Genomic DNA, 16,540 nt, shown 5'->3' on the forward strand with positions numbered 1-16,540 from the left:
GCCGCGGCGTGTCGACGTCGCCGCGGCCTTCCGCTGAGTGGCCACTCCTGACGACATCCCCTGCGGTTGGAACGATTCGTCCAGGGCAGATGCCGTCACAAGTGACCACTCAGTGCGCGCCGGGCCCCACGCCGGGTCCCGGGGCAGGCGCCGGGCCGCCGGCGACGACGTCGGCCAGCACCTCCAGCACGTGCCGATAGTCCCGGCCGGTCGCCCGGGTCATCGCGATCTCGCAGGCGCGGTTGCAGGAGGCATGCTCGACGGCGTCGAACGCCTCCACCTCGACGGCCTCGGCGGCAGTGGCCGCGGCCGTCAGCTCCGGATGGAGCATCCCGCGGTCGCCGGCGAAGCCGCAGCAGCCCCAGTCGACGGGGATGTGCACCTGCGCCGCGGCGGCCTCGGCGACGGCGCGCAGGTCGCCGTCGAGCCCGGCCCGATGCGCCGAGCAGGTCGGGTGCACCGTCAGCGAGGCCACCTGGGACCCGTCCGGGATCTGCAGCCGCGGCAGCACGTCGTCGGCGACCAGCCGCAGCGCGTCGACGACGGCGCCGGCCCGCGGATCGCCGGCGCGCTCGGCGGCCTCCATGATCGCCGCGACGCCCTCGGTGCAGGAGCTCGCGTCGACGAGGACAGGCACCGCCTCCGCGTCCCGGCCGTCGCCGGCGGAGACCCGTTCGCGGGCGGCGGCGACGGCGTCGAGGACCCTCTCGGCCATCGCCTCATGGCCGCCGGTGAAACCCTTCGACGACCACGGGGTGCCGCAGCACAGCCCGTCCAGCCCCTCCGGGACCACCAGGCTCAGCCCGGCGGCCGCGCACAGCCGGGCGACTGCACTCTGCACTCCCACGGATCCCTCCGCGGGGGCGAACATCGCCCCCTGGCAGCTGGGCAGGAAGACGGCGGCCACCTCGCCGGCACCGGATCCTCCCGGATCGGGACCACCCGACGCCCCGGCCGGCACGCCGGTGCCGCCGGGCGTCGCGCTGCGCCGTCGGCCGCCGCGCGGCAGGTCCGCGCTCCACTGCGGCACCGTCTCCGCGCCGAGCACCGCCCGGGCGAGCGCGTTCGGCCCGGTCACCGCGGCTGAGGGCACCGTCGCGGCGAGGTCCAGCCCGCGCGAGGCCGCCGTCGTCGCCGCGCCCCAGTGGTCGGCGGCGGTGCGCCAGGCCCGCTGCTCCACAGGCCCGCGGGACTCGGCGCGCAGCCGCTTGACCAGCGCACCGGTGTCGATCTGCACCGGGCAGGCGGTGGCGCACATGCCGTCGGCGGCACAGGTGTCGAGGCTGTCATAGGCCTGCTGCTCGTCCAGCTCGGCGGCGAGCTCGACGTCACCGTCGGCCAGCGCCCGCTCGCGCGCCCGACGCACCACGATCCGCTGCCGCGGGGTCAGGGTGAGATCCCGGCTCGGGCAGACCGGCTCGCAGTAGCCGCATTCCACGCAGCGGTCGACCTCCTCGTCGACGCGGTCGACGGGCTTGAGGTCGTGGACGTGGGCCCGGGCGTCCTCGGTGAGCACCACCCCGGGGTTGACGATGCCGGCGGGGTCGAAGGCGGCCTTGATCTCGTGCAGCACCGTCACCAGGGTCGGCGAGTACTGCCGGTCGATGAACGGCGCCATCGCCCGCCCGGTGCCGTGCTCGGCCTTCAGGTTCCCGCCGCGGCGCAGGATCAGCTCGACCAGATCTTCGGTGAAGGCCTCCAGCCGGGCGACGGCGGCCGGATCCTCAGTGTCCTCGGTGAGCATGAAATGCAGGTTGCCGTCCTTGGCGTGGCCGAAGATCACCGGGTCGGCGTAGTCGTGGGCGGCGAGCAGCTCGGCCAGCTCGTCGCAGGTCTCGGCCAGCTGCTCGACCGGCACGACGACGTCCTCCAGCAACGCGATCGTCCCGGGCGGCCGCGCCCCGGCGACGGCGGCGTAGAGGCCCTTGCGCACGCCCCACAGCGCCGCGCGCCGGGCCGGATCGCGGGTCAGATCCGCCTCCGGATCCACCTCCCGGGTGGTCTCCAGCCCGGCGAGGACCTCGGCGGCGTCCGCGACGCGGGCGGCCAGGGCGGCGTCGTCGTCGCCGCGGTACTCCACCAGCAGCCCGGCGTGCTGGTCGACGTCGAGGGCGGTGATCTCCTCCGGCGCGTCGGGCCCGCGGCGGGCGACCTGCAGCGAGGTCGCATCCATCAGCTCCAGGGCGGCCGCGCCGGTGTCCACCAGCGCCGGCAGCGCCCGGGCGGCGGCGTCGACGGAGTCGAAGACCAGCAGCCCGGTGGCCGCCCGCGGCTGGACCGGCACCGTGGTGAACACGGCCTCGGCGACGAAGCCCAGCGTGCCCTCGGAGCCGATGAGCAGCCGGGAGAGCAGCGCCACCGGGGAGTCGACCTCGCAGAAGGCGTCCAGGGCATAGCCCATGGTGTTCTTCATCGCGAAGCGCGCGGCGATCTCGGCGACGGCGGCCTCGTCGGCGCGGACGGCGTCGCGCAGCCGCTCCAGCGTGGCCACCAGCTGCGGCTCGGCGGCGCACAGCCGCGCCTCGGCGTCGTCTGCGGCGGTGTCGACGACGGTCCCGGAGGCCAGCACCACGGTCATCGACTCCAGCGTGCGGACGGTGTTGTGCTCGATGCCGGCGGCCATGCCCGAGGAGTTGTTCGCGATGATCCCGCCGACGGTGCAGGCGGCCTCGCTGGCCGGGTCCGGCCCCAGCGCGCGGCCGTGGCGGGCCAGCCGCGCGTTGACCGCGCGCAGCGTGGCGCCGGGCTGCACGCGCACCCGCGCGCCGTCGTCGAGGACCTCGATGCCGCGGAAGCCGCGGCGGGTGTCCAGCAGCAGCCCGTCGCCGGAGGCCTGCCCGGAGAGGCTGGTGCCGCCGGCGCGGAAGGTCACCGGCGTGCGGTGCTCGGCGGCGACGGCGAGCGCGGCGGCCACCGCCTCGGCGTCCTCGGCGACGGCGGCCAGCTGCGGGACGAGCAGGTAGTGCGAGGCGTCGTGGGCGCGGGCGTGGCGGTCGATGGCGCGGCCCAGGACCTGTTCGGCGCCCAGGGCGGCGGCGAGGTCTGTCGCGAGGTCGGGGCCGAGGTCGGCGGAGGCGGGGCCGGTCGACTCCGCGGGAGCGGCGGTCATGTCCAGAGGAATCCCTCCTGCGTGACGATCCCGGAGGCGGCGGCCAGCCGGGCCAGGTGCAGTGCCCCGTCGAGCGGGTCGCCGGCGACGGCGGCGATCTCCGTCTCCGGGCGGCGGGCGGCGATCTCGGCGGTGAAGCCGGCGGTCAGCGCCCCTCCGGCGGCGGCGAGCCCGCCGGTGAGCACCACGCGGGCCGGGTGCTCAGGCTCCAGGGCCGCGAGCGCACTGGCGGCGGCCTCGCGGCCGGCGGCTTCGACGAGCCGGCCGGCGACGGCGTCGCCGGCGGCGGCCAGGGCCACGACGTCGGCGGCGAAGCCCGCCAGCACGCCGGCACGGTCGTCGCGGGTGTAGAGCTGCGCCGGCCAGTCCGCCGGCTCGCCGAGCCGTTCCCGCCCGGCGGCGAGCAGCGCGGCGCCGGACGGGTCGACGCCGTCGTGGGCGCGCAGCGCCTCCTCCAGCCCGCGGCGGCCGAGCCAGGCCCCGCCGCCGCGGTCGCCGAGCAGATGGCCCCAGCCGTCCACGCGGCGCCAGCCGGCCGGGCAGGCGGCTTCCGACGGCGAACCGGCCGGCCCGCCGTCCAGCGTGCTGCCGGGGTGCCCCACGGCGACGGCGCCGGTGCCCAGCGCGACGATCGCCCCGCCGGCGCCGTCGAGGGCGCCCAGGTGGGCGGTGACCGCGTCGATGGCCGCGGCCGCCGGCACGGACAGCCGCTCGGCCATCCGTCGCGGCAGCGTCTCCGGCTCGTCGACCAGCGAAGCCAGTCCGGTGGCGCCCAGCGCGACGCCGCGGAGCCGGTGCTCGCCCGCGGCAGGGTCGAACACCTCCGGCCAGGCCTCCGCCGCATGATCGAGCAGCGCGTCGACGACGGCGGGGGCGCTGCTGCCCTCGGGGCCGATGTGCACCCGGGGGCCGGTCAGCTCGCGGCGAGGCACCGCAGATCCCGCACCGCCTCCGGCATCCGGCAGGGCGCCGGAGGCCGGATCCAGCGGGGCCAGGGCGATGCGGCTGCCGGTGCCGCCGACGTCCAGGCCGAGGACCAGCTCGCTCACCCGCGGCTCCCCTCGTCAGCCCCGTAGGCCGCCGCCAGCGCCTCGCGCACCGAGCCGTCGTGCCGCCCCAGCAGACTCCGGGCGGTCTCGACCGCGACGTCGGCCAGCGTGGTCACCAGCGCGACCTTCAGCTCGCCGTCGGCGCGCTCCAGCAGCTCCCGGGCCGGCTCCTCCTGAAGCCCCGTGGCCTCCTGCAGGATCCGCACCGTGCGGTCCCGCAGCTTCGCGTTGGTCGCGACGACGGAGACCATCAGGTTCTGCCAGGTCCGGCCGATGGCGATCATGAGTGCGGTGGAGAAGCCGTTGAGCACCAGCTTCTGCGCAGTCCCGGCCTTCAGCCGGGTCGAGCCGGTGACCACCTCCGCTCCGGTGTCCAGCGTCAGCACCGTCTCGGCGCGGTCGGCCAGCGGGGCCCGCGGATTGCTGGAGATCAGCACCGTCTCCGCGCCGGCCTCGGCCGCGGCGGAGAGCGCCCCGCCCACATACGGTGTGGAGCCGCTGGCCGCCAGGCCGATGGCGACGTCGTCGGCCCCCAGCTGGGCGGCGTCGCGGCGGCCGGCCTCCTCCGAGTCCTCGGCGTTCTCCACCGCGTCGACCAGCGCGGCCGAGCCGCCGGCGATGTGGCCGACGACCCGTCCGGGCTCCAGGTTGAAGGTGGGCATCAGCTCGCTGGCGTCGAGGACGCCGAGCCGCCCGGAGGTGCCGGCGCCGAAGTAGTGGACGGTGCCGCCGCGCCGCAGCCGCTCGGCGGCCTGCTCGACCACCGGGGCCAGCTGGGGCAGCACCGCCGCGGCGGCGTCGACGGCGACGCGGTCCTCGGCGTTGAGCAGCTGCAGCACCCCGAGGGTGTCCAGCTCGTCGAGGGCGGCGCTGCGCGGGTTGCGCCGCTCGGTGGGCGGCAGCGAGGTGTCGTGCTCGGTCATCGGCGGGGTGCGTCCTTCCGGGTCTCGTCACGAGTCTCGGCGGCGAGGCCGGTCCGCGGCGCCGCCGGGCGGCGCAGCGAGAGCAGACCGCCGACGACGAAGGTCACGATCACGCCGAGCAGCGGGTACCACTGCCAGGCGACCCAGACCTCTCCGGTCACATACTTCTCCATGACGAAGAAGTAGGCGTTGACCGCCACGGCGGCGACGAAGGCGATGTTCGCGTCGGCCGCCGTCGCCCGTCGGTTGAGGATGCCGAAGGCGAAGGCGCCGAGCAGGCCTCCATAGGTGATGCCGGCGACGCCCAGCGCCAGGATGACGATGTTGCCCTCGTCGGACTGGAAGATCGTCGCCGGGGCGATGAAGGCCAGGCCCCAGCCGATGGTCGCCCAGCGGCCGACGCGCAGCCCCTGGCGGTCAGTCAGCGGCGTGGAGCGGAACTTGCCGATGACGTCGGTGACCGTCGAGGACGACAGCGCCGAGAGCGAGGAGGACAGCGTGGACATCGCCGCGGCCAGGATGCCGGCGAGCAGCAGCCCGGAGATGCCCTGCGGCAGCCCCTCGATGATGAAGTGCGGGAAGATCTCGTCGTCGCGGGTCAGACCCATCGCCGACGGCGCCTGCTGGTCGTAGTAGCTCCACAGCGCCAGGCCGACGACCAGGAAGATCGCGAACTGCACGAAGACCACGACGCCGGAGGCGATCAGCGCCTTCTGCGCCTCCCGCTTGCTGCGGCAGGTCAGCAGCCGCTGGACGACGAGCTGGTCGGAGCCGTGCGAGGCCATCGCGAAGATCGCGCCGCCCACCAGGGAGGTCACGAAGGAGCTGTCGGCGGAGACCGGGTTCCCCTCGAAGAGGAACATGGTGAACTTGCCGGCGTCGGCGGCCTCGGTGAACCAGCCGCCGCCGGTGGCCGCGGAGATGACGATGATCGAGAGGATGCCGCCGGCGACGTAGAGGCCCATCTGGGCGACGTCGACCCAGACGACGGCCTTGATGCCGCCGATGAAGGTGTAGAGGATCGTCACCACGGCCAGCACCACGATGATGGTGAAGTAGTTGGTGTGGACCCCCATGCCGTCGAGGATGGTCTTCAGCGGGATCGCGGCGGCGAGCACGCGGATGCCGTCGGCCATCAGCCGGGTGAAGAGGAAGGTCACCCCGGCGGTGGTCTGGGTGCTGCTGCCGAAGCGCTTGCCCAGATAGGCGTAGGCGGTGACCATCTCGCCGTCGTAGTAGCGCGGCAGCATGAAGAAGGCCACCACGATGCGGCCGATGATGTAGCCCAGCCCCAGCTGCAGGTAGGAGATGTCGCCGAGGTAGCTCATCACCGGGATGCCGATGACGGTCAGGGCACTGGTCTCCGTGGCGACCACGGAGAGGCAGACCGCCCACCAGGGCAGGTCACGCCCGCCGAGGAAGTAGTCCTTCAGGCCGGACTGGCGTCCGCTGAGCTTCAGGCCCAGCCAGGCGGTCGCGGCCAGATAGGCCACGATCACCACGAGGTCGATGATCTGCATGGCATATCTCCTTCGTCATGATGCGAGTGCGAGCGGGTCGGGGTGGTCGCGGGTGAGGGGTACAGGTGGTGCGTGCGGCGCGCGTCAGCGCCGCACGATCAGTCGTCGCGGGGCGGTCTCGCGCGGCGCGGGCAGCCGCAGCGGACGCGCTCCGGAGGTGAGCCGTCCGGCGAGCGTGGCCCGGCGCGCGCCGGTCAGCTCCGGGGCGACGGCGTCCAGCCCGTGCCAGCTCAGCCAGCCGACCAGCGCCATCAGGCAGGCCTCCTTCGCCCCTTCGGGCAGCCCGAAGGCCTCGTCGCTGGTCCGCACGCCGACGGCGTCGCCCAGCTCGGCGCGCAGTGCGGCCATCAGCGTCGGGTTGCGGGTGCCGCCGCCGGAGGCGACGACGGCGCCGACGTCGCGCGCGGCGCAGGCCTGCGCGACGGTGCGGGCGGTCAGCGCCGTCAGCGTGGCGATGACGTCGTGCTCGTCCAGGCCCGGGTGTGCGGCCAGATGCCGGTCGAGGTAGGCGGCGTGGAAGAGCTCCTTGCCGGTGGACTTCGGCGGGACCTGGGCGTAATAGGGCTCGGCGAGCAGGTCGTCGAGCAGCGCGGGGATCACGCGGCCGCGGGCGGCGAGCGCGCCGTCGCGGTCGAAGCCGCGCTCGTCGCCGGTGATGCGGCGGGCCATGACGTCGATGAGCGCGTTGGCCGGGCCGGTGTCGAAGGCCAGCGGCTCGGCGTCCGGGGAGATGACGGTGATGTTGGCGATGCCGCCGAGGTTGAGCACCGCCGTCGGCTCGGCGACGTCGGCGAGCAGCATCCGGTCCAGGATCCCGACCAGCGGCGCGCCCTGGCCGCCGGCGGCGACGTCGCGGGCGCGCACGTCAGAGAGCACCGGGGCCCCGGTGCGCTCGGCGATCCAGGCCGGCTGGCCCAGCTGCAGCGTGGAGGTCACCGCGCCGTCGGCGACGTCGTGGCGGACGGTCTGGCCGTGCGAGACGATCAGCTCGGGCTCGACGCCGGCCTCGGCGGCCAGGGTCGCGACCGCCTCGGCGCTGGCCTGTCCGAGGCGGGCGTCGACGTCGCTGACCAGCGCCAGCGGCACGTCCCGAGGCTCGAGCAGGCGCAGGATGTCCAGGCCGAGGGCGGCGTCGAAGGGCACCTCGCGCGCGGCGAGCAGGCGCATGATGAGCGCGTCGGCGTCGCCGTCGGGCTCGAACTCCACCAGGGCGACGTCGAGGCCGTCGGCGGAGGTGCCCGCCATCAGTCCGGCGATGATCATGGCGCCTCCCCCGTGCCGGCGGCCTCGCGCCCTGAACCCTCACGCTCCGAGCCCTCGCGGCCGGGGGCGGTGAGCTCGGTGCGGATCTTGTAGCGGTCGCCGCGGTAGACCGAGCGGACGAACTCCACCGGCTGGTCGTCGGCGCTCCACGAGGTGCGCTCGAAGAGCAGCGCCGGCGAATGCACCGGCACGTCGAGGTCGCCGGCCTCCTGGGCGTCGACGACAGTGGGCTCGATGGTCTGGACGCTGCGGGCGACGACGATGCCGCAGCGTGCACGCAGCAGGTCGTAGAAGGACTGGTCCTCCAGGTCGGCGGCGGCCAGGTCCGGGACCAGCGCGCGCGGGACGTGCAGCTCCTCCAGGGCGATGGGCTCGTCGTCGGCCAGGCGCAGGCGGGTGACCTGGGCGGCGTCGTCGTGCTCGGCCAGCTTCAGCCGGCTGCGGATGCGCGCGCCGACGGGGCCGACGTCGAAGGAGAGCGTCCGGGCCCCGGGCCGCAGGCCGCGGGCGCGCATGTCCGCGGTGAAGGAGCTGGCCATCAGCGCCTGGTCCAGCTTGGGGCCCAGGGCGAAGACGCCGGAGCCGTGGCGGCGGCGGACGGCGCCGCGGGCGACGAGCTCGTCGAGGGCGCGGCGCAGGGTCATGCGCGAGACTCCGAGCTCGACGGCGAGGTCGCGCTCGGGCGGGAGCTGCTCGCCGGAGGCCATCTGCTCGAGACGGTCCAGCAACTGGTCACGGACGGCGTGGTACTTGGTCACGCACCTATTGAGACACAGCACACAGCCGAAATCAAGACCACTGGACTAACTTTTGGTTGCGCGAGGGCTCTCGCGGGGCGTGCTGAGCGATCGCATCGGGCGCCGGGGGGGGGCGCTGAGCGGCCGATCCGAGCCGCCCCGGCCGCTGAGTGGTCATTCCTGACGACACTCACCCTGATTGGAACGATCCATCCGGGGCAGAAGCCGTCACAAGTGGCCACTCAGCGCCAGGAAGGATCCGCGAGGGGCTCGAGGCGCCGGACCCGACGCGCTCAGACCCGCCGCTCGTGTAGCGTCCTGCCCATGGACCAGCACTCCGACGACGCCCCGTCACGGCCGCGCCGCCGGGTGACGATCGCCGACGTCGCCGCCGAGGCCGGAGTCTCCACGGCCGCGGTGTCGAAGGTGCTGCGCGAGGCCTACGGCGTCAGCGAGGAGATGCGCACCAAGGTCAGGACGGCCGTCGACGCCCTCGACTATCGCCCCCACACTGGAGCCCGCACGCTGCGCGGACGGTCCTTCACCGTGGGCGTGATGCTGCTGGACGTGGCCGCGCAGTTCCAGTGGGAGATCATCGAGGGGATCAGCACCCACCTGGAGCCCACGCCGTTCCAGGAGGTCCTCATCACGGGAGGGCCGGACCCCGCCCGGCAGAGGCGCGCCGTGGACGCCCTGCTGGACCGCCAGATGGACGGTCTGATCCTCATCACACCCGGCATGGGGGCCGCGTGGCTCGAGGAGCTGGGGCGCCGCGCGCCGCTGGTGACCGTCGCCCGCCACGGCCCCGCGGAGACCTATGACTCGGTGGTCACCGACGACCACCTCGGCGCAGGACTGGTGGTCGACCATCTCGTCGCCCTGGGGCACCGGCAGATCACCCACATCACGGCGCCGATCGGCGAGCTGGCACGCCCCTCGGTGCTGTCCCAGACGCCGCGACTCGACGGGTACTGCGCGGCCATGGCACGCCACGGACTCTCGCCCCAGGTGATCGAGGCGGACTACTCGGAGGCCGGAGGCCACCGCGCCGCCGGCCAGGCACTGGACGCCGCCGCCCCGCCGTCGGCGATCTTCGCCGGAGCCGACAGCAGCGCCCTGGGCGCCCTCCGCGCCGCAGAGGAGCGGGGTCTCGACGTGCCGGAGGACCTCTCCGTGGTGGGCTTCGACAACGCCTCCGTCGCCGGCATCGGCCGGGTCTCGCTGAGCACTGTGGATCAGGACGGGCCGTCCACCGGGGCCATCGCCGCGGAACTGCTGCTGCAGCGCCTGGACGGCCGGGCCGACCCCGTGCATCGGGTGATCACCCCCGAGCTGGTGGTCCGCGGGACCAGCGCTCCCCCGGGCTGACCTGGACCTTCCGGGTCCCGCGTCGACACGCCGAATGAATCGTTCCAATACCTGTTTGTAAAACGTTCTACGACTGTCTACGCTGAGTGATCACGACCACGTGACCGGCCTCACCGGGCGTCCTTCCCGCCCGGCGACCCTCTCCGCACCAGAGGAGCTGCACCTATGGCCCTGATCCCCTCGACCCCCGAACGCCGCCGCGCCTGGTGGACCGCCGGCGTCGCCGGCATGGCGTCCTACCTCGATGCCGGCGCCATCGTCACCACCGGCACTGCGCTCGTCCTCTACCAGGAGCCGATGGGCATCACCTCCGCTCAATTCGGCCAGCTCTCCGGGCTGCTGACGCTGATGATCGGCCTCGGCGCGCTGATCGGCGGCAACCTCTCCGACCGCTTCGGCCGCCGGCGCGTCTTCACCGTCACCGTGACGCTCTACGCGATCGGCGCGCTGCTGCTGGCCGCCGCGCCGGGAGTCGGCGCCCTCTACGCGGGCATCCTGCTGCTGGGCTTCGCCTCCGGCGCCGACCTGCCGCCGTCGCTGGCGATGATCGCCGAGGCCGCCCCGGAGCACGACGAGGGCAAGATGGTCGCCTTCTCGCACGTGCTGTGGATGGCCGCGATCCCGGTGGTCAACGTCTTCGGGATCATCGTCGGCGACATGGGCGCCGCCGGCGCGCGCATCATGTACGGCCACCTGCTCGTCGTCGCCGCCGTCGTGCTGCTGCTGCGCCTGCGGCTGCCGGAGTCGCCGCTGTGGACCCGGCACGCGATCAGCGTCGACACCGGCGCCGTCGACCGCACCAGCCTGCGCCGACTGTTCTCCCGCCGGTGGCTGCCCACGCTCGCCGGCGTGGCGCTCTTCTACGCGATCACCAACATCGTCGCCAACACCCACGGCCAGTTCTCGCAGTACCTGCTGGTCAACGTCGTCGGCACCGACGTCTCCACCGCCTCGGCGGTGAGCCTGATCGGACTGGCCTGCAGCCTGGCGGCCTCCGTCTTCCTGATGCGCATCGTCGACACGCGCTTCCGGATGCTCGGCTTCGTGCTGGGCTCGATCGCGGCGATCATCGCCTGCCTGGTGCCGGCGGTCGTCGGAATCTCGATCGCCGCGGTGGTCATCTTCGGCGTCGTCTACGGCATCTCCGGCATCGTCTCCGGCGAGCCGATGTTCAAGGTCTGGTCGCAGGAGCTGATCCCCACGGAGCACCGCAGCACCGCCCAGGGCATCTCCATCGCCTTCGCCCGCGCCGTCGCCGCGGCATTCGGCCTGGTCACTCCGCTGATCATGGACTACAGCGCCGAGCTGATGTTCCTGGTGCTGGCCGCGGCGATCCTGGTGTCCGGACTCATCGGCCTGTTCTGGGTCTCGCGCCGACCCCAGGTGCTGCGCGACGAGAAGACCGAGATTCCCGCCGACGCCGTGCCGGCGGCGGACAGCACGCGCCGCTCCGGCCGCTGAACGACGCCCCCGCCTGCCCCGCACCCCGTGACAGAGAGAATGTGCCCATGACCACGCTCCCCCCGCTCACCGCCTCCGCCGTCGCCCCGGCCGCCGCGCTGGACTCCGCACCCCGCTTCCGCCGGGTCTTCCGCCTGGAGCCCGGCCACGGCGCCGTCGCCTCCGCCACGCTGCGCGCCAGCGCCCTGGGCGTCTACGAGGCTCAGCTCGACGGCGCGCCGGTGGCCGAGGACGTCCTCGCCCCCGGCTGGTCCAGCTACGAGTGGCGTCTGCGATACCAGACCTATGACCTCACCGACCGCCTGCGGGCCGCGTCCCCCGAGGACGGGACCCCGCATGTGCTCACCGCGGTCGTGGGCAACGGCTGGCACCTCGGCCAGCTGGGCTGGCAGGAGAAGCGGCGGCTCTACGGCGAGCAGCGCGCGCTGCTGGCGCAGCTGGACGTCGTCTACGCCGACGGCCACGTCCAGACCGTCGACACCGACGAGTCCTGGCAGGCTCGCGCCTCCGAGATCCTGGCCGACGACCTCTACGACGGCCAGACCATCGACGCCCGACGCCGGGAGGCCGACTGGGCCTCGCCGCGGCGCGCCGACGACGACGCCGGCTGGGGCGCCGTGGCCGTCGTCGCCGTCGGCGCCGAGCTCGTCGAACCTACCGGCCCGCCGGTGCGCCGGCAGCAACAGATCGCCCCGCAGCGGATCTGGACCTCGCCGAACGGCAGGACGCTGGTGGACTTCGGGCAGAACCTGGTGGGCTGGATCCGGCTGACCGCGCGCGGCGCCGCCGGCGAGATGATCACCGTCCGCCATGCCGAGGTCCTCGAGCACGACGAGCTCGGCACCCGGCCGCTGCGCCACGCCGACGCGACCGACCGCTTCATCCTCTCCGGCGGCGAGGACACCTTCGAGCCGACCTTCACCTTCCACGGGTTCCGCTATGCCGAGGTCAGCGGCTTCCCCGGCGAGCTGACCGCCGCGGCGCTGACCGCCGTCGTCGTCCACTCCGAGATGCCGCGCACCGGCACCTTCCGCAGCTCGCACGAGCTGGTGAACCGGCTGCACGAGAACGTGGTGTGGGGGCTGCGCGGCAACTTCCTGGACGTGCCCACCGACTGCCCGCAGCGCGACGAGCGGCTCGGCTGGACCGGCGACATCGCCGTCTTCGCGCCGACGGCCGCCCACCTCTTCGACGTGCGCGGCTTCCTGGCGGACTGGCTGCGCGACGTCGCCGCCGAGCAGCGCGCCGCCGACGGCTTCGTCCCGTACGTGGTGCCGGACGTGCTGAAGTACCAGGACATGCCCGCGGAGTTCACCCCTGTGGAGTCGGCGGCGATCTGGTCCGACGCCGCGGTCTGGGTGCCCTGGGCGCTCTGGGAGGCCTACGGCGACCGCGAGGTGCTGGCCGCGCAGTATGAGTCGATGACCGCGCATCTGCGGCGCGTGGAGTCGCTGCTCTCGCCGACCGGGCTGTGGGACACCGGCTTCCAGTTCGGCGACTGGCTGGACCCCGACGCCTCGCCGCACCGGCCCGCCGACGCGAAGGCCGACCCTGCCGTGGTGGCCACCGCCTGCGTGATCCGCACCGCGCGCATGGTCGCCGAGGCTGCGGAGATCCTGGGCCATGACGCCGACGCGGCGACCTTCCGCGCGCTGGCCGCGCGGGTGCAGGAGACCTTCCTCGAGCACTACGTCGACGCCGACGGGCGGATCGCCTCCGACGCGACGACCGTCTACACGCTGGCGATCGTCTTCGACCTGCTCGACGGGACGCGTCGGGCCGCCGCCGGCGAGCGCCTGGCCGAGCTGGTAACCGCCGCCGAGTACAAGGTCTCGACCGGCTTCGCCGGCACCCCCTACATCACCGAGGCGCTGAGCCGGACCGGGCACGTCGAGACCGCTTACCGCCTGCTGCTCGAGACCGGCTGCCCGTCCTGGCTGTACCCGGTGACGATGGGGGCGACGACCGTCTGGGAGCGGTGGGACTCGATGCTGCCGGACGGGAGCATCAACCCCGGGGAGATGACCAGCTTCAACCACTACGCCCTGGGGTCGGTGGCCGCCTGGCTGCATCGCGTGGTCGGCGGCCTCGCCCCGGCCGAGCCGGGGTATGCGCGGGTGCGGATCGCCCCGCAGCCGCCGCAGGGCGCGATGACCGAGGAGCTGACCTGGGCCGAGACCGCGCAGGAGACCCCGCAGGGACTGGTGACGGTCCGCTGGGAGCGCGTGGAGGAGGAACTGGTGCTCGACGTGCGGCTGCCCGAAGGTGTGGAGGCCGACGTCGACGTCTCGGCGACGGTGCCGTCGTCCGCGCCGCAGGTGATCGTCGGCGACGGCGCCGAGCGGCGGATGCGGTTCAGCCGGGAGGATGCCCAGGCGCCGGTGCGGTGAGCGGAGCTCGCCGCGGCCTCGAGTGGCCACTCCTGACGGTTTCTCAGCCGGATGGAACGATTCATCCGGGGCAGGAGCCGTCAGGAATGGCCACTCAGTGCGCCCAAGCACGTCCCCCGAGACGCGAGAAGGGGGCCGAGCGTGATGCTCGGCCCCCTTCAGCAGCGGCGAACGCCGCGGACGAGGCATCTGATCGCCTCGGCCATGAAGCGCAGGCGCTTCGCGGCCTCGGCTCGATCAGTCGTCCGTGACGAGGACCTTGACCTCGATGTTGCCCCGCGTCGCGTTGGAGTAGGGGCACACCTGGTGGGCCTTGTCGGCCAGGCGCTGGGCCTCGTCATGCGGCAGCTCCGGCACCACGACCTCGAGGGTGACCTCGAGGCCCATGCCGCCGTCCTCCTGCTTGCCGATGCCGACCTTGGCCCCGACCGAGGAGTCGCCCAGCTCGGCCTTCTCCTGGCTGGCGACCAGCTGGAGCGCGCCGTGGAAGCACGCGGCGTAGCCGGCGGCGAACAGCTGCTCGGGGTTGCTGCCCTCTCCGGAGCCGCCCATGGCCTTCGGGGCGGCCAGGTCCAGGTCCACGCGGCCGTCGTCGGTGCGGGTGCGGCCGTTGCGGCCGCCACCGGTGGCGATCGCCTCTGCGGTGTACAGGGTCTCCATAGTGCACTCCTCTCGATCGGGGTCGATCCGTCGATCAGCACATCACATGCCCCGAAGCTTGGCCAGGGCTTTCTCCCCATATTCGCTGAGAGCTGTGCGACGTTCATGCCGAGGCCCCGACCGGGCCGCGTCCGCCCGTTTCGCGCCGCCGTCGCCCAGACGGCAGAATTGCCCGCATGGACACCGAAGCCGCCGCCTGGCTGTCCCCCGGGGACGCCGCCGAGATCCGCCGCAGCCTCACCTCCCAGTTCGCCGAGGAGTTCGGGCACGGCCCCTCCGGCGTCTGGTTCGCCCCGGGCCGGGCGAACCTCAACGGCGAGCACGTCGACTTCCACGGCGGCCGGTGCCTCCCCATGGCCCTGGCCCACGGCACCTACGTCGCCGCGGCGCCGCGCACCGACGGTCTGCTCTACCTGCGCACCCTGGAGCCGAGCCTCGACGCCGGCGTCCAGCGGGTCTGCATCAGCGAGGTCACCTCCGGCCCCGACGCCGACGTCCACACCATCACCGACGAGCAGCCCTGCGGCTGGACCAAGTACGTCGGCGGCACGCTCTGGGCGCTGCGCGCGCTCGGCGAGGAGATCGAGGAGCTCGCCGTGGACGAGAGCTTCGGCGCCGACCTGCTGATCACCTCCACCCTGCCGGTCGGCGGGGGGCTGTCGTCCTCGGCGGCGCTGGAGTGCTCGACGATGCTGGCCTTCGTCGCGATGGCCACTCCGCTGGGCCGCGCGAACCCCGGCGCCGCGCTGGACGACGCGCTCACCGACAAGCTGCGCGCCCGGCTGGCCGCGGCCTGCGTGCGCGCGGAGGTCGAGATGGTCGGCGCCGGCACCGGCGGGCTCGACCAGACCGTCAGCCTGCGCGGACGGGCCGCGCACCTGCTCTCGCTGGACTGCCGCGACTTCACCGTCGAGCGCATCCCGGCCTCCGGCCTGCTGGCCGACCACCGGTTCGTCGCCGTGGACACCGGCCAGGCGCACTGGCTGGGCGACGGCCAGTTCGACGACCGGCGCGCCGACTCCGAGGCGGCGATGCGCCTGCTCGAGGTCGAGCGGCTGCGCGACCTGCTGCCCGAGCGCCCCGGCACCGCCGACGTCGCCGCCGTGCTGCGGCGCTTCGACGAGCGCGCCGGCGCGGGCGAGACCCTGCCGTCGCCCGTCGACGGCGTCCCGGCCCGCGACCGTGCGGCCTGCCGGCGTCGACTGCGGCATGCGCTGACCGAGATGGTCCGCTCCGAGGAGCTGCACGGCTTCCTCTCCGACGACGAGCTCGACGCCGAGTCCACCGCGATGCTGGTGGGCAACCTGATGACCGCCGGCCACGCCTCGATGCGCGACGAGGCCGAAGTCTCCTTCCCCGCGGCGAACACCGTCGTCGAGACTGCGGTGGAGAAGGGCGCGCCCGGGGCGCGGCTGATCGGAGGCGGCTTCGGCGGCTCGGCGCTGATCCTCTGCCGCGCCGAGGACGTCGCGACGATCACCGGAGCCGTGGCCTCGGCCTGCGAGGAGGCGGGCCAGCAGGTGCCGCGCTTCCTGGAGATCGCTCCCTCGGATCCGGCGCATGTGATCGCCTGACGCCCCGGCGGGCCGGCCGGACTCGCCCGGAGCACCGCCCCCACTGACGATCGTGGCATAGATCTCGCGGCGCTGGGCCTGCCGGCTTCACGGGAGGTCCTGGGAGTCGGCCATGTCGTGGCACCCCTGAAGGATCGTCCGCCGCAGGGAACTCTGGATCGCAGCCGTGAGGTCCGCGACCAGTCGGACGCTGACGCGCTCGAGAGCCACGGCGTCCCTCGACGACGTCATCGACGGTGACGCTCCATAGGCCCACGGCCATGCGTCGCAATCGGGTCAGCGCGGCGTCCGACATCGCGGCGACCATCGTCTAGGAGGTCGAGCGCGCGCCGGGCCGACACATACACTCCACAACATAAACTTCAATAAATTTTAAAATAAACTTTCTGGCACGACTATAATAGTATGGTTATCGAGACCACACGTATTGCAAACTCGCGGATTGTGTGATTCTCTTCAGTGCATACCCCTCGGTGAGGGGAGCCA

Annotated in this window: 11 protein-coding genes; 4 read left to right on the forward strand and 7 right to left on the reverse strand. The window is 73.5% G+C overall.

The window, feature by feature from the left end:
* Nucleotides 1-109: 109 nt before the first annotated feature.
* The 6 genes from GCL72_RS07975 to GCL72_RS08000 form a co-directional block, all read right to left on the reverse strand.
* Nucleotides 110-3,109: an FAD-binding and (Fe-S)-binding domain-containing protein gene (locus GCL72_RS07975; protein ID WP_246161085.1), complete on the reverse strand. Its 3,000-nt coding sequence runs from the start codon at nt 3,107-3,109 to the stop codon at nt 110-112.
* Nucleotides 3,106-4,158, reverse strand: a complete 1,053-nt coding sequence (locus tag GCL72_RS07980; RefSeq protein ID WP_153144169.1) for a BadF/BadG/BcrA/BcrD ATPase family protein — start codon at nt 4,156-4,158, stop codon at nt 3,106-3,108. Before GCL72_RS07980 ends, GCL72_RS07975 begins: the two co-directional genes overlap by 4 nt.
* Entirely contained in the window at nt 4,155-5,081 is a 927-nt protein-coding gene (murQ, locus tag GCL72_RS07985) for an N-acetylmuramic acid 6-phosphate etherase (RefSeq protein WP_153144170.1), read from the reverse strand. Before murQ ends, GCL72_RS07980 begins: the two co-directional genes overlap by 4 nt.
* The gene (locus GCL72_RS07990) at nt 5,078-6,601 is read right to left on the reverse strand and encodes a sodium:solute symporter (protein WP_153144171.1); all 1,524 of its coding nucleotides are present in this window, start codon (nt 6,599-6,601) and stop codon (nt 5,078-5,080) included. Before GCL72_RS07990 ends, murQ begins: the two co-directional genes overlap by 4 nt.
* An 84-nt stretch (nt 6,602-6,685) precedes the next feature.
* Nucleotides 6,686-7,864, reverse strand: a complete 1,179-nt coding sequence (locus GCL72_RS07995; RefSeq protein WP_153144172.1) for an anhydro-N-acetylmuramic acid kinase — start codon at nt 7,862-7,864, stop codon at nt 6,686-6,688.
* Entirely contained in the window at nt 7,861-8,622 is a 762-nt protein-coding gene (locus tag GCL72_RS08000; RefSeq protein ID WP_153144173.1) for a GntR family transcriptional regulator, read from the reverse strand. Before GCL72_RS08000 ends, GCL72_RS07995 begins: the two co-directional genes overlap by 4 nt.
* A gap of 303 nt (nt 8,623-8,925) precedes the next feature.
* On the opposite strand from GCL72_RS08000, the gene GCL72_RS08005 reads away from it, so the two are divergent.
* The 3 genes from GCL72_RS08005 to GCL72_RS08015 all read left to right on the forward strand — a co-directional run bounded on the left by GCL72_RS08005 (nt 8,926) and on the right by GCL72_RS08015 (nt 13,820).
* On the forward strand, nt 8,926-9,969 hold the full coding sequence (locus tag GCL72_RS08005; RefSeq protein ID WP_153144174.1) for a LacI family DNA-binding transcriptional regulator: 1,044 nt from the start codon (nt 8,926-8,928) through the stop codon (nt 9,967-9,969).
* Between the two features lie 165 nt (nt 9,970-10,134).
* Nucleotides 10,135-11,430 carry an MFS transporter gene (locus GCL72_RS08010; RefSeq protein WP_153144175.1) on the forward strand — a complete coding sequence of 432 codons (1,296 nt, stop codon included), beginning with the start codon at nt 10,135-10,137 and terminating at the stop codon, nt 11,428-11,430.
* A gap of 47 nt (nt 11,431-11,477) precedes the next feature.
* Nucleotides 11,478-13,820: an alpha-L-rhamnosidase gene (locus tag GCL72_RS08015; RefSeq protein ID WP_153144176.1), complete on the forward strand. Its 2,343-nt coding sequence runs from the start codon at nt 11,478-11,480 to the stop codon at nt 13,818-13,820.
* Nucleotides 13,821-14,057: 237 nt separating this feature from the next.
* Here the strand turns inward: GCL72_RS08015 and GCL72_RS08020 are convergent, their stop codons facing one another.
* Entirely contained in the window at nt 14,058-14,480 is a 423-nt protein-coding gene (locus GCL72_RS08020; RefSeq protein WP_153144177.1) for an organic hydroperoxide resistance protein, read from the reverse strand.
* Between the two features lie 176 nt (nt 14,481-14,656).
* Between GCL72_RS08020 and GCL72_RS08025 the strand changes: the two genes are divergently transcribed.
* Complete coding sequence (locus GCL72_RS08025) at nt 14,657-16,054, forward strand: galactokinase (RefSeq protein WP_153144178.1); 1,398 nt, start codon at nt 14,657-14,659, stop codon at nt 16,052-16,054.
* Nucleotides 16,055-16,540: the final 486 nt, after the last annotated feature.

This window comes from Nesterenkonia halophila (assembly GCF_009467795.1).
Lineage (GTDB): Bacteria > Actinomycetota > Actinomycetes > Actinomycetales > Micrococcaceae > Nesterenkonia > Nesterenkonia halobia.